Raw genomic sequence first — 13,024 nt, 5'->3', positions numbered from 1 at the left:
CGGTGATCATGGGCCGAGCGTCAGGCCGTATTCCTCAACCCACCCAAGGGAGTCGAGGGTCGAGGTGCGGGGGCTGTATTCCAGCGACACCAGCTTGTCGAACGCCAGGCGCTGGAGTTCGGCGAATAGGTGGCGGTAGTTGATCTCTCCGCTACCTGGCTCGTGACGCCCGGGGTTGTCGGCCAGTTGAATGAAGCCGATGCGATCCTGATGTCGGCGCAGCGTCTCGGTCAGCTCCCCTTCGGAGCGCTGCATCTGATAGAAGTCGTGCTGAATCATCAGGTTGGCATGCGCGACTGCATCGAGCAGCGCGAGTGCCTGGGAGGTGTTGACCAAGGGGTAGCCGGGGTGAGTAATGGGATTCAGCGGCTCGACCAGCAATAGGATGCCGGCGTCCTGTGTGGCCTGAGCGGCATGCCGCAGGTTACCGACTAGCGTCTGGTGTTGTACGGCTGGTGACGTCTTGGCATCGGGGTAGCCGAGAGGGCAATTGAGTTGCAGGCAGCCCAGGCGCTGTGCGGTCGTGATGGTCTGCGCCAGTCCACGTCGGAACTCGTCCTGCCTATCGGGCAGTACGGCGATGCCGCGTTCGCCAGCGTCCCAGTCGCCGCCGGGCAGGTTGAAGTGGACGATCCGCACGCCTGCGGCATCAGCGGCTGCGCGAACGGCGCCGATGTCTTCACAGAAGGGGTAAGGGTTGTGGAACTCCACATAGCGGAAGCCGGCTTCACGAGCCATGGCGAAGCGCTCGAGAAAGGGCACTTCGGTGAACATGAAGGTGAGATTGGCGGCGAACTTGAGCATGGCGGCCTCCATAAGGGGCCCTGTATGGGCGTTGATGGCGTTGACGCGCTATCTATGATTCACTAACGTTACTTTTAACAGGCAATGAACAAAATTTCAAAGCGGCAGAAGAATACAGGACACACAAACGTGAAACCGAGACCCGAGAGCCATAGCGAAGCCGACCTGGCACTGCGTGCTGCCTGGCTGTCCTACGTCGGTGGCTACACCCAGGCGGATATTGCCAAGCGTCTTGGGGTGTCGCGCATGAAGGTCCATCGGCTGGTGGCCATGGCCCACGACATGGGAGCAGTGACCGTCTTCATCGAAGGCTCGCCCGAGGACTTGATTCGCCTCGAAGACGGGCTCAAGGAAAGGTCGGGGCTCGAGACCTGCATCGTGGTCCCGGCGCTGCCGGCCGAGGCCGCGAACCCTCAGGCCAATCTGGGTCGCGCCGCCGCTCATTATCTGAAGTCACGGCTCGAATCCGGGGACGTCGAAGTGCTGGGCCTGGGCTGGGGGCGCAGCCTGTCGGAGATGGTCAACTGTTTGCCGGTGATGGATTGCTCTTCGGTACGCATGGTGCCGGTACTCGGCAGCGTGGTGCGCAAGATGTCGCTCAATCCCTATGACGTCATTCATCGCCTGGTCGACAAGACCGGGGGCGAGGGCTATCTGCTGCCAGTACCGCTGTTCGCCGATACCGCCGAGCACCGCGATGTACTGATGGCCCAACGCAGTGTCCAGGATGTCATCGGCATCGCCGTAGAGGCCGACCTGACCATGGTGGGGCTGGGGGCGGTACCCGATATGGGCCACTCCCTGCTGATGGAGCTGGGCGAGATTGACCAGCACGACGCTGGAAGCCTGCGTGAAGCCGGGGCCGTGGCCGAGATTCTGGGGCAGTTCCTCGATGCTCACGGGGAGCTCGTGGAGAGCCCCATCAATGAACGTGCCCTGGGCCTGTCGCTCGCTCAATTGAGAAACCACCACATCGTGGCGGTGGCCTGCGGCGAAGAGAAGGTCGAGGCCATCACTGCAGTGCTCAAGGCAGGCCTGCTCAAGGGATTGATCACCGACGAGGTGGTCGCCCGCCGGATTCTGGAGGCGGTGGACTGATTCCGCCGCGCCGCTCCAGCAGATGATAAAAACAACGGGAGAACGCCAATGCCAATATCTGTCTCGGGGGCGCCGTCCCCCATACCACCTCCCGAGGGCACCGGGGAGGTCATCATCGGCCTGGATGCTGGAACGTCCGTGATCAAGGCCGTGGCCTTCGATCGCCAGGGGCGGGAGCTGGCCAAGACCCAGTGCGACAACCGACTGACTCACCGCGCAGATGGCGGTGTCGAGCAAGGCTTGGAAGCTACCTGGGATGCGGCCGTAACGACACTGACCACCTTGGTCGCCGAGCATCCCGAGCTTGCATCGCGTATCGCGGCGATCGCCGTCACCGGTCAGGGTGATGGCACCTGGATGATCGATGCCGATGGCCACCCGGTAGGCGATGCCCTGCTGTGGCTCGATAATCGCTCCAGCGAGATCGTGGCTCATTGGCGAGCTAGTCGTATAGGTCCCGAGGCATACCGGCGTACCGGTACCGGGCTCAATCAGTCGGTGCAGAGTGGGCAGTTGGCCTGGCTCGAAGCCAACCAGCCGCAACGTCTGGCGCGAGCGGCCACCGTCTTTCATTGCAAGGATTGGCTCTATTTCCGCTTGACCGGTGAGCGAGCCACGGATCCTGCCGAGGCGCTGTGGACCTATGGCGATTATCGCACTAGCGACTACTCGGAAGCGGTGCTGGAGCACTTTGGCCTGGGCCGCCATCGACATCTGCTGCCGCCCATCGTCGACGGCAGTCGCGAATACGCGCCGCTCAATGTCGAGGTGGCGCATGCCATCGGTATCGCGCCTGGGACCCCGGTGGTGCTGGCGCCGGTGGATATGCTTGCCACTGCCCTGGGAGCCGGTGTTTATGAGCCGGGCAAGCGGGTGGCCTGCAGCATCATCGGCACCACCGGCGCGCATATGTGCGCGCGCCAAGACATGCGCGACATCGTGCTCAGCAACCAATCTTGCTACACCATGCCCTGCGTGGCCCCGGATACCTGGGTGCAGCTCTGCTCCAACATGGCAGCGACGCTCAATCTGGAGTGGTTCCTCAAGGGGCAGAACCAGCTGCTCGCTGCCTTGGGGGAGCCGCAGCTCGACCCCGAAGGCCTGTTGTCACGTCTGGACACCGCCTTGGCCACTACCGAGCCTGGCCGTGTCATCTATCACCCCTTCATTTGTACCAATGGTGAGCGCGGCCCTTTCTTCAACCCTCGCGCCCGTGCTCAGTTCCTCGGGCTCAGCAGCGACACCAACCAGCTGCATATGGTGCGCGCCATCTATGAAGGAGTCGCTTTCGCCGCCCGGGATTGTTACCACGCCCTGGAGGCCCATCCCGAAGAGCTGCGTCTGACCGGCGGTGCAGCGCGTTCGCGCACCCTCTGTCGCATTCTCGCGTCGGTCATGGGCGTGCCGGTGCGCACCCTGACTCGGGAGGAGACCGGTGCCGCCGGGGCGGCCATGGTGGCGAGCCTGTGCCTCGGTCATCACCGCAATCTGGCCGAGGCTTGCGGCACCTGGGTGACCCCGTTCCTGGTCGAGGAGCGGGTCATGCCCGATCCCGACTTGCAGAACCTCTACGAGCGGCTGTTCGGCGTCTACCGCCGTTCCTACGCCAATGCCGATGGCTTCTGGCGCCACTTCGAGCGCGTCACGGCCGAATTTTGATGCCGGTGTGTCCGGAAAGGAGATACGTGGATGAGCGAGAGCGAGCAAGAACCACTCTATGACCTATTGGTGATCGGCGGCGGCATCAATGGGGCAGGCTTCGCTCAGGATGCGGTGGGCCGTGGCCTGTCCGTGGTGCTGTGTGAAAAGGACGATCTGGCTCAGGGCACGTCGTCGCGCAGTGGCAAGCTGGTGCATGGCGGGCTGCGTTATCTGGAGTATTACGAGTTTCGCCTGGTGCGTGAGGCCTTGCGCGAGCGCAGCGTGCTGTTGAAGAAGGCACCGCATATCATCTGGCCGATGCGCTTCGTTCTGCCGCACAGCCCCGAGCAGCGACCTGCCTGGCTGATTCGTGCAGGACTGTTCCTGTACGACCATCTGGGGGGCAAGGATGACCTGTTGCCGGGCAGCCGCAGCCTGGACATGCTGCGCTGCCCGGAAGGACAGGCGATCAAGGATGCGTTTCCCAAGGGCTTCGAGTATGCCGACTGTTGGGTCGATGATGCCCGTTTGGTGATACTCAATGCGTTGGATGCTCAGCGCCTCGGCGCCAAGGTCTATACCCGCACGGCGTGCACCTCCGCGATGCGCCACGGGGATCATTGGCAGGTCGAGCTGACGCGCCGCAACGCTCACGGCGGTGGCGACGATGTCATCCGACTGCGTGCCAGGGCGATCGTCAATGCCGCCGGGCCTTGGGTGGGGGAGGTGCTCACGGGAGCCTTCCAACAACAGAGCAAGGACAGGGTCAAGCTGGTCAAGGGCAGCCATATCGTGCTGCCCAAGCGCTACGCGACGGCCAACTCCTATCTGCTACAGAACGACGACAAGCGGGTGATCTTCGTCAACCCTTACGAGGCCGACAAGTTGTTGGTGGGGACCACCGATATCGTCTATGAAGGAGCGCCGGACGACGTCGCCGTCGATCAAAGTGAGATCGACTACCTGTTAGGGGTGGTCAATCGCTATTTCGTCACCCCCTATACTCAGGATGACATCCTGACGAGCTTTTCCGGCATTCGCCCACTGTTCGATGATGACCAGGAGAACCCGTCGGCGGTGACGCGGGACTATGTCTTCGATGTCTCCGACGACAATGGCCAGGCGCCCCTGCTGTCGGTATTCGGTGGCAAGATCACCACCTACCGCAAGCTGGCCGAACATGGCCTGGAAAAGCTCAAGTCCTATTTCCCCCAGATGGGAGGCTCATGGAATGCCTCGGTGCCATTGCCCGGCGGCGATATCCCCGGTGCGGATTTCGATGCCTTTCTGCTAGGCCTCGAGCGGAATTATCCCTGGTTGGAACAAGCAACGCTCAGGCGTTATGCGCGGCTCTATGGCACCCTGACTCGCCAGATATTGGGTAATGCGCAGAACTATGCGGGCCTAGGCGAGCATTTCGGGGCGGACCTCTACGCCTGCGAGGTGGAGTATCTTATCGAACGGGAGTGGGCGTGCTGTGCTGAGGATATTCTCGAGCGGCGCACCAAGCTTGGGCTGGTGATGAGTGATGATGACGCCAGACGCCTGGAAGCGTGGATGGTCGAGCGTATGGCTGCGCAGCGGGCATCGGGCATGAAGCAGGAGGCGCCCAGCCGCAGCGTCTCCTGACACGTCGAGCATCATGGCGCTCCCGGGGAGCGCCATGGCAACGGCGTCAGTCCGCGTACAGCTTGCGTACCTCTCGGTGGTTCTCCAGGGTCATGGCACAGGCGTCGGCCGCTTCGCGCCCCTTCTCCACGAAGTGTTTGTGGAAGAAATCGCTATGCGTGGCATGTTCGTGGAAATGGTGCGGCGTCAGCACCACGGAAAGCACTGGCACTTCGGTGTCCAGTTGGACCCGCATCATGCCGTCGATCACTGCCTGGGCGACGAAGTCGTGACGATAGATACCGCCGTCGACCACGAAACCGGCACCCACGATGGCGGCATAGCGGCCACTATTGGCCAGCAGCTGGGCCTGGAGCGGGATCTCATAGGCGCCAGCGACGCTGAAGACATCGACTCGAGCGGCCTCGATGCCATGCTTCTCGGCAAGGGTGGCGACGAAGGCTTCCCGGGCCTGGCCGACGATCTCGCTGTGCCAGCTGGCCTGGATAAAGGCAATACGGGGGGAATGATTCATCTTGGGCTGATTCATGGTCTTCCTCGAAAAAGTTACCAGAATCAGGGCATGCGGAACCTATGCGGAGAGGTCGAGGCGTGCGGTTATGGCCACATGCCTACGTCTGTCCCGTCTAAGGTGCCGTTCTCTTCCATCCGGACTATCACCGTCGGCTTCGGAATCTCACCGAATCTGCTGACCCCGGTCGTGGCAAAAATGCCGTCGAGACCGGGCGCTCGCGGGCTTGGGCCGCTCCTTCGAGGAGGGCGTTCACCGCCGGTGGGGACTTTCACCCCGCCCTGAGAACAGTGGCCATTAATGGCCAGGGGCTATTTTATGTGCTCCCTTAGCGAGTGCCAAGGCGATGCTCAAAATAAAATGGCACGAGCGCGATCTTCATGTCGGGTCGTTCAATCTGCCTTTGGCTTGAGTTGCTCTGCGCGTCGAATAATATCGGTATTATTTTATCCCCCTAACGCTATATTGATACTCCCGCGGCGTCATTCCCTTGAGTGTACGGAAATGCCGGTTGAAATTAGACAAGTTATTGAATCCTACCATAAAGCATATCTCTGCAATAGAGTGATCGCTCTCCACTAGTAGTCGGCAGGCATGAATAATTCGAATGCGTCGAACAAAGGCTACAAAGGTGTCACCAGTGGCATTCTTGAAGAACCTTGAAAAAGATGAAGGCGTCATGCCGAAAGAGGAGGCAAGGCTCGACATCTTCAACTCTTCATTGAAATGGTTGTGTATGTGGCAAAGTGCTGCATCGACCACTTCCGTTGCCGCTCCTTGTGCTGTTGAATCATACTCTGGGCTGGCCAATAACATGTACTGGCTTCGCGACAGACGGCGTAGAATAGTCAGCATGGCCAGCAGCCTAGCTGAATCGTCATATTCCTCCATTTCGATCAGCATGCGGGCACATTCGTTAGCCTCTTGTCCGAAAAATTCGATACCACGAGAGGCATCTTTCAGGAGCGGCATTAGGCAGCGAAGTTCGGGGCATAATGCTACCATGTTCTCAATCCACTCGCCGCTGAACTGTAGAACAACGTCACGCCCTTCTATCACCTCCCAGCCATGCTCGATGTCGCTATACCAAGCATGAGGAACATTGGGCCCTATTAGTACCAAGTTTCCAGCTTGGAAGCGGCCCAGATAATCTCCAACGAAGTAATTTCCACAGGATTCTCTAATGAGGTGAAGCTCGTACTCAGGGTGATAGTTCCACCTGGCTATCTCATGAGGAAAATCATGACAGTGCCAATAGAAGCTATATTTTGGATCAAGGCAAATAGACTCATAGATGGGCTCTCCTAAGCCAATATCACACGACTGGAAAGTGTTCATGAATGAATCCTCATTTCGTTATGGGCAGGGCGCCGCTACATGGGGATGGTCATGCTCGACTGCTTGGTCGCGACCAAGTCGTCATACGCGTTGTTGTGCCAGTATTCTGCGAGCCCCACTTCACCATATCTACTTTTGGTGATTCCTCCGCTTCTTTCGCGTAAGACTTTAGTCAAGTCTATTGCGAAAGCATCGTCAGCAGAAGTAGGAGGGGGAGTTATTTTTTCTTTTAATTCAGCGGGTTGCGTGCACGAGAGTGTGCTGTGAAAAAAACTATCAGTTAGCTGGGAATTTCTGGCTAGCTCTGTTTTTGCCTCTGGGCGTAGCGTTTTCATCAATGGCCAACTGGCTGTGGCAATCGTGATATTGACAGGGGGCACCGTGGAAGCGAAAGCACTAGTACTGGAGCAGCGCCGTGAGCTATCACTGAGGAGTATCGATCTACCTAGTCGGCCTGGTCCAGATGATGTCAAGATCCGCATTCACACGGTGGGAATCTGTGGTAGCGATGTCCACTATTATAAGCATGGCCGTATTGGCCCATTCGTAGTCGAGGAGCCCATGGTGCTTGGCCACGAGGCTTCCGGCACAATAATAGGTATCGGTAGCAACGTGCGCCACCTAAAAGTGGGCGACCGGGTCTGTATGGAGCCGGGTATCCCCAACCCGGTTTCGCGGGCCAGCAAACTCGGTGTGTATAATGTCGATCCCGAGGTTCGCTTCTGGGCCACGCCACCGGTACATGGCTGTCTGACACCGGAAATCATTCATCCCGCAGCCTTCACCTATATCCTCCCAGATAATGTGTCATTTGCCGAGGGAGCCATGATCGAACCCTTTGCTATTGGCATGCAGGCTGTGGTCAAGGCAGATATGCGCCCGGGGGATCTGTGTGTCGTGACCGGTGCTGGGCCTATTGGCCTGATGGTTGCTTTGGCTGCCCTAGCCAATGGCGCCAGTGAAGTCCTGATTTCGGATATCGTTGATGAGAAGCTGGCGATCGCCGAGCAGTATGATGGCCTCACTCCAGTCAACACTCTCAACGAATCGCTGCGCGAAGCGCTCGACCAACGTTGCGGAGGCGACTGGGGAGCCGATGTCGTATTCGAAGCTAGTGGTGCGCCGCACGTCTATGACAATATTATTTCCTACTCACGTCCCGCTGGTACGTTAGTCTTGGTGGGTATGCCGATAGAGCCCGTCAATCTTGATGTCGTCTCGGCACAAGCAAAGGAACTGCGTATCGACACTGTTTTTCGTTACGCCAACGTTTATGATCGGGCCATTGCGTTAGTTGCATCTGGTAAAGTCGATCTGACACCGCTGATAACCGACACTCTTGCATTTTCCCAAAGCATTGAGGCCTTTGAGAGGGCTGCTGAAGCCTTGCCAGGTGATATTAAACTTCACATCACCCTTGGTTCATGAACATATTGATAATACTTAACTGTCAGTGGGTTATGATCGGCCTCGATCAACGTTCATAGGAGAGATACGCAATGAGCAATAATCTACTCCTGGAGGCTTCTAATATTACCAAGAGCTTTTCCGGGGTTCCAGCTCTTGAAAATGGCGTATTACGGCTCCGTCCCGGGAGTATTCATGCCTTATGTGGGGGCAATGGCGCGGGGAAATCGACGCTTCTCAATATCTTAATGGGAGTGCTGCCTCGGGATGGTGGCAGTATCAAGATTGAAGGCCGAGACGTGCACTTCTCTTCTCCTAAGGATGCTTTGGGGTTCGGTATTTCCATGATTAGTCAGGAGTTAGAGCCGGTTCCAGAGCTGACTGTGGCTGAGAATATCTTCCTAGGGCGGGAGCCGAAAAAAGCTGGGTTCATCGTCGACTATCGGCGCATGTTCGATCAGGCTAGGGACGTCTTGGGTGAGCTAAACATTCAGATAGAACCCACGGTAAAGCTTGGTAGCCTTAGTATCGCCGAGATTCAGATGGTAGAGATTGCAAAGGCAATTTCTCAGAATGCCAGAATTATCATCATGGATGAGCCGACCTCGGCTATTGGTGAGCGGGAAACAGAGCTCCTTTTTGAGGCGGTGCACAAGCTTAAGGATCGCGGCGCTGGCATCATATATGTCTCTCACCGCATGAATGAGCTGTTTAGAATTGCTGATGACTACACCATCATGCGCGATGGGACCTTCGTCGGTACAGGTAGCATGGGAGATATAGATCGAAAATATCTGATCGACACCATTCTCGGTAAAGAGCTGCAAGAGGAATTTTCAAAATTCAATGTTCCCGGAGAGCGAGAGATCTTGAGAGTGGAGCACTACACTCGACATGGTGAGTTTAAAGACATTAGCTTATCGCTTAAGGAGGGCGAGATACTTGGTATCTTTGGCTTGATGGGGTCTGGTCGTAGCGAATTCCTTAATACCCTCTTCGGTATCAACGCTCCCCATGATGGCGAGGCATGGATCGATGGTGCTAAGTTCACACCAAGAGGTCCTCGAGATGCGATGGACGCTGGAATGGCTTACGTCACCGAAGATCGTAAAGGCAATGGCTTGTTGGTGGGTTCATCTATTCGCAACAACATTTCCATGGCCTCGGTAAAAAAGGTCTCAAAGCTTGGCCTGGTTTCAAGTCGAAAAGAAGCAAAAGTGGCTAGACTTCAAGTCGAGAATCACCAGATAAAATCTAGCTCTATCGAGATGGAAGTTCGCCATATGAGTGGGGGTAATCAGCAAAAGGTAGTGCTGGCTAAGTGGCTGCAAACCGATCCTAATATTCTGATGCTCGATGAACCTACCCGCGGTATTGACGTTGGCGCTAAGCGAGAGATGTACCGCTTTATGTCGGAATTTTCCCGCAATGGGAAGGGCGTTATTATGACCTCTTCGGAAATTCCAGAGATCCTTGGGATGAGTGATCGGGTCATCGTATTTCGCAAGGGGAGGCTTGCAGGTGAACTATCCGGCAGCGACCTCAACCAAGATAACTTGGCAAGGCTGTCCTCATAATAGCCTAAATTAAGAACTATAAGGTGATGTTATGTCTCAACAGGTACTAGCCAAAGACAAGGGCGTGGAAGAGCCAGCAAAGAATAGCGGGATTTCGAAAAGGCTTTCGGACTTTATGGTGAGTTACGGCATCATCATTGCTTTCTTATTCATCTGTGCCGTTCTTTCTGTGATCTCCCCCTATTTTCTTAGCACAAACAATTTGCTCAATGTGCTACGCCAAGTATCCATCAATGGTGTGCTAGCTATCGGTATGACTTTTGTCATTCTGACGAGGGGAATAGACCTGTCGGTGGGTTCTCTGATGGCATGTTCTTCCATTGTTGCTGCTAGTTTTGCGGCGGGCAGCGAAGCCTCATTCATTCTAGTTCCCATTATGATGGGCCTGGTTACTGGTTTAACGCTTGGAGCGGTGAATGGATTGTTGATCGCCCGTTTTGCTATACCTCCCTTCGTCATGACTCTAGGTATGCTCAGTATGGCGCGTGGGCTAACGTATATCTATAACGACGGCATGCCTATCTCCAACCTGGACGCGACCTTCCGATTTATCGGTCAGGGGGTTGTGCTAGGCATGCCGGTTCCGGTCTTGTTGTTTCTCGGTGTGTTCCTGATTTCCTGGTTCACTCTGCGTTACACCACTTTTGGTCGCTACGTCTATGCCGTGGGTGGTAACCCACAGGCAGCGATGGTATCTGGAATTAATGTGCGTCGTGTCACCTTTACTGTTTATGCCATATCTGGATTGCTGTGTGGCCTGGCAGGTCTAATGATTGCAGCCCGTACTGGCGCAGCACTCCCTCAGGCTGGTGTGGCGTATGAGCTTGATGCCATTGCAGCGGTGGTCATCGGTGGAACCAGCTTGGCAGGGGGGCGTGGGCGTATCGTTGGAACATTATTTGGTGTTCTGATCATCGGAGTACTAAACAACGGACTTGATCTACTAGGGGTCTCATCTTTCTACCAGCAGGTCGTTAAAGGAGGAATCATCGTGTTGGCCGTCATGCTAGACAGGTCACGACTATCCAGCAGCTGAAGTATCAGAACGCAACAAAATCAATATACCAACAGCCAAGAGGCCAGTTTCATGAGAAATATAAAAATCGCCGCCGTCAGCAGCATCACCGCTAGCCTACTGATCGGTGCATTCGCGGTCGCGGATGAACCAATACGGGTCGGTGCCGCCACGTATGGACTTCAGGGTGAGTTCATGCAGCTGTGGAGTAACTCCCTGCAGCGGCATCCGGCGGTAGAGAGCGGGCAGGTGGAAGTTACGGTATTCGATGGACGCTACGATGCACTTGTACAAAACAATCAGTTTGAAAGTATGATCTCTCGGCAATATGATGCGATTCTCTTCGTTCCTATCGATGCCGATGCCTGCGCATCTGCGGTTGCCATGGCGGCTAGTGCGGGTATTCCAGTGGTTGGCTCCAATGCCTTGTGTAATACCGATCAGTTGGCTGCCTACGTTGGCTCCGACGATGTGTTGGCTGGGGAAATGCTTGCGAACAGCGTACTCACTCAGCTTGACTATCAAGGCAATGTGGTAATCTTGGAAGGTCCAATTGGGCAAACCGGCCAGATAGACCGTGGCCGTGGTATCGATAAGGTGCTATCAGAGTACTCGGAGGTAAATGTACTCGAACGACGTACTGCCAACTGGTCACGCGCTGAAGCCATGGCGCTGATGGAGAACTGGCTCACATCACACCGCGGTCAAATTCAAGGGGTCATTGCTCAGAATGATGAGATGGCGATTGGAGCAATCGAAGCTATTATTGCTTCCGGACTGAGTGTCAATGACTTCGCAATTGCCGGGGCCGATGGTATTACCGACGCTCTCACTGCAGTCAAGGAAGGTCATATGGAGTCGATACTTCAGGATGCTGATGCACAGGCCCAGGGAGGGCTCGATGTTGCGTTGCGATTGGTGAAGGGTGAGAGTTATCAGCCTTTGTCACCTATTTGGGATGAGTACTCCGAACTGGAGTGGAACGATGGTCAGAGCGAACTTTATTATGTGCCCTGGACGCCCGTAACTCTCGACAATGTAGAACAACTTCTGGAGAAGCGTGCCCGCTAAGCTGCGGCTCTTCGCTGTTTTCTGAAATACCGCGGTCCGGGTATAGAAATAGCACTCATCATCGCTATGTCGGTAGGTCATCTAAAAGGGCACGACCGCCAGGTCGTGCCCTTTGCGTATGGGTATGCCCCTGCCAGCGATTAGCCCAGCAGTGTCTCGGCCTTGTCGACCAGGTTGTCGACAGTGAAGCCGAAGTGCTGGAACAGGTCGCCGGCGGGGGCCGACTCGCCGAAGGTGTGCATGCCGAGGATGTCGCCATCCAGGCCGACGTACTTGTACCAGTAGGCGTAGTGGCTGGCTTCGATGGCGATGCGCTTAGTCACGCTGCGCGGCAGCACCGACTCGCGGTAGTCGGCGTCCTGGGCGTCGAAGGTGCCGGTCGAGGGCATCGACACCACCCGCACCGCGCGGCCCTTGGCCGCCAGCTCGGCGGCGGCGTCCATGGCCAGGCCGACCTCGGAGCCGGTAGCGATCAGGATCAGCTCCGGGGTGCCCTGGCTGTCCTTGAGGACGTACCCACCGCGCTGGATATTGGCCAGCTGCGCCTTGTCGCGCTGCTGGTGGGGCAGGTTCTGGCGCGACAGCACCAGCGCGGTGGGGCCGCTATGCCGCTTGAGGGCGGCATCCCAGGCGGCGGCGGTCTCCACCGCATCGGCGGGACGCCAGGTCGCCAGGTTGGGCGTCGAGCGCAGTGCCCCGAGCTGTTCGATGGGCTGGTGGGTGGGGCCATCCTCGCCCAGGCCGATGGAGTCGTGGGTGAAGACGTAGATCGCCCGCTGATTCATGATCGCCGCCATGCGCACGGCGTTGTGCATGTACTCCATGAAGGTCAGGAAGGTCGCGCCGTAGGGCACGAAGCCGCCGTGCACGGCGATGCCGTTCATGATCGCGCCCATGCCGAACTCGCGTACCCCGTAGTGCAGGTAGTTGCCG

At 56.9% G+C, this 13,024-nt stretch carries 11 protein-coding genes and 1 riboswitch; of the genes, 7 read left to right on the top strand and 4 right to left on the bottom strand.

Annotation, left to right across the window (positions count from 1 at the left end):
- Window positions 1-6 precede the first annotated feature (6 nt).
- Window positions 7-804, bottom strand: a complete 798-nt coding sequence (locus CK498_RS25025) for a hydroxypyruvate isomerase family protein (protein ID WP_095623567.1) — start codon at window positions 802-804, stop codon at window positions 7-9.
- A 129-nt stretch (window positions 805-933) separates the two neighbouring features.
- Between CK498_RS25025 and CK498_RS25020 the strand changes: the two genes are divergently transcribed.
- The 3 genes from CK498_RS25020 to CK498_RS25010 are packed head-to-tail and all read left to right on the top strand — an operon-like array spanning window position 934 to window position 5,172.
- Window positions 934-1,902 (top strand): sugar-binding transcriptional regulator, encoded by a 969-nt coding sequence (locus CK498_RS25020; protein ID WP_176475906.1) that lies wholly within the window; start codon window positions 934-936, stop codon window positions 1,900-1,902.
- Window positions 1,903-1,950: 48 nt separating this feature from the next.
- Window positions 1,951-3,561 (top strand): FGGY-family carbohydrate kinase, encoded by a 1,611-nt coding sequence (locus tag CK498_RS25015; RefSeq protein WP_095623565.1) that lies wholly within the window; start codon window positions 1,951-1,953, stop codon window positions 3,559-3,561.
- Between the two features lie 30 nt (window positions 3,562-3,591).
- Window positions 3,592-5,172: a glycerol-3-phosphate dehydrogenase gene (locus CK498_RS25010; protein WP_095623564.1), complete on the top strand. Its 1,581-nt coding sequence runs from the start codon at window positions 3,592-3,594 to the stop codon at window positions 5,170-5,172.
- A 46-nt stretch (window positions 5,173-5,218) separates the two neighbouring features.
- Here the strand turns inward: CK498_RS25010 and CK498_RS25005 are convergent, their stop codons facing one another.
- Both CK498_RS25005 and CK498_RS25000 read right to left on the bottom strand, forming a co-directional pair.
- Window positions 5,219-5,701 carry a 6,7-dimethyl-8-ribityllumazine synthase gene (locus CK498_RS25005; protein WP_095623563.1) on the bottom strand — a complete coding sequence of 161 codons (483 nt, stop codon included), beginning with the start codon at window positions 5,699-5,701 and terminating at the stop codon, window positions 5,219-5,221.
- Window positions 5,702-5,804: 103 nt separating this feature from the next.
- Window positions 5,805-5,976, bottom strand: a riboswitch (FMN riboswitch).
- Window positions 5,977-6,124: 148 nt separating this feature from the next.
- Window positions 6,125-7,021 carry a helix-turn-helix domain-containing protein gene (locus CK498_RS25000; protein ID WP_095623562.1) on the bottom strand — a complete coding sequence of 299 codons (897 nt, stop codon included), beginning with the start codon at window positions 7,019-7,021 and terminating at the stop codon, window positions 6,125-6,127.
- A gap of 381 nt (window positions 7,022-7,402) precedes the next feature.
- Here CK498_RS25000 and CK498_RS24995 point away from each other — a divergent pair, with 381 nt between their 5' ends.
- The 4 genes from CK498_RS24995 to CK498_RS24980 all read left to right on the top strand — a co-directional run bounded on the left by CK498_RS24995 (window position 7,403) and on the right by CK498_RS24980 (window position 12,091).
- A complete protein-coding gene (locus CK498_RS24995) occupies window positions 7,403-8,449 on the top strand; it encodes an NAD(P)-dependent alcohol dehydrogenase (protein WP_095623561.1) in 1,047 nt (348 codons plus the stop codon).
- A 71-nt stretch (window positions 8,450-8,520) separates the two neighbouring features.
- Entirely contained in the window at window positions 8,521-10,005 is a 1,485-nt protein-coding gene (locus CK498_RS24990) for a sugar ABC transporter ATP-binding protein (protein ID WP_095623560.1), read from the top strand.
- A 31-nt stretch (window positions 10,006-10,036) separates the two neighbouring features.
- Window positions 10,037-11,041: an ABC transporter permease gene (locus CK498_RS24985; RefSeq protein WP_095623559.1), complete on the top strand. Its 1,005-nt coding sequence runs from the start codon at window positions 10,037-10,039 to the stop codon at window positions 11,039-11,041.
- A gap of 51 nt (window positions 11,042-11,092) precedes the next feature.
- Complete coding sequence (locus CK498_RS24980) at window positions 11,093-12,091, top strand: substrate-binding domain-containing protein (RefSeq protein WP_095623558.1); 999 nt, start codon at window positions 11,093-11,095, stop codon at window positions 12,089-12,091.
- Between the two features lie 140 nt (window positions 12,092-12,231).
- On the opposite strand, the gene CK498_RS24975 is transcribed toward CK498_RS24980, so the two are convergent.
- The coding region (locus CK498_RS24975; RefSeq protein ID WP_324615593.1) for a transketolase-like TK C-terminal-containing protein at window positions 12,232-13,024 on the bottom strand (793 nt) is incomplete at its 5' end.

This window comes from Halomonas salipaludis, assembly GCF_002286975.1.
GTDB lineage: Bacteria > Pseudomonadota > Gammaproteobacteria > Pseudomonadales > Halomonadaceae > Franzmannia > Franzmannia salipaludis.
This window is presented reverse-complemented; position numbering and strand designations above follow the sequence as displayed.

Coding starts and splice junctions, on each gene's coding strand:
- CK498_RS24980 (WP_095623558.1), top strand. CDS start 11,093: ATGAGAAATATAAAAATCGCCGCCGTCAGCAGCATCACCGCTAGCCTA.
- CK498_RS24990 (WP_095623560.1), top strand. CDS start 8,521: ATGAGCAATAATCTACTCCTGGAGGCTTCTAATATTACCAAGAGCTTT.
- CK498_RS25025 (WP_095623567.1), bottom strand. CDS start 804: ATGCTCAAGTTCGCCGCCAATCTCACCTTCATGTTCACCGAAGTGCCC.
- CK498_RS25010 (WP_095623564.1), top strand. CDS start 3,592: ATGAGCGAGAGCGAGCAAGAACCACTCTATGACCTATTGGTGATCGGC.
- CK498_RS25015 (WP_095623565.1), top strand. CDS start 1,951: ATGCCAATATCTGTCTCGGGGGCGCCGTCCCCCATACCACCTCCCGAG.
- CK498_RS25000 (WP_095623562.1), bottom strand. CDS start 7,021: ATGAACACTTTCCAGTCGTGTGATATTGGCTTAGGAGAGCCCATCTAT.
- CK498_RS25005 (WP_095623563.1), bottom strand. CDS start 5,701: ATGAATCAGCCCAAGATGAATCATTCCCCCCGTATTGCCTTTATCCAG.
- CK498_RS24985 (WP_095623559.1), top strand. CDS start 10,037: ATGTCTCAACAGGTACTAGCCAAAGACAAGGGCGTGGAAGAGCCAGCA.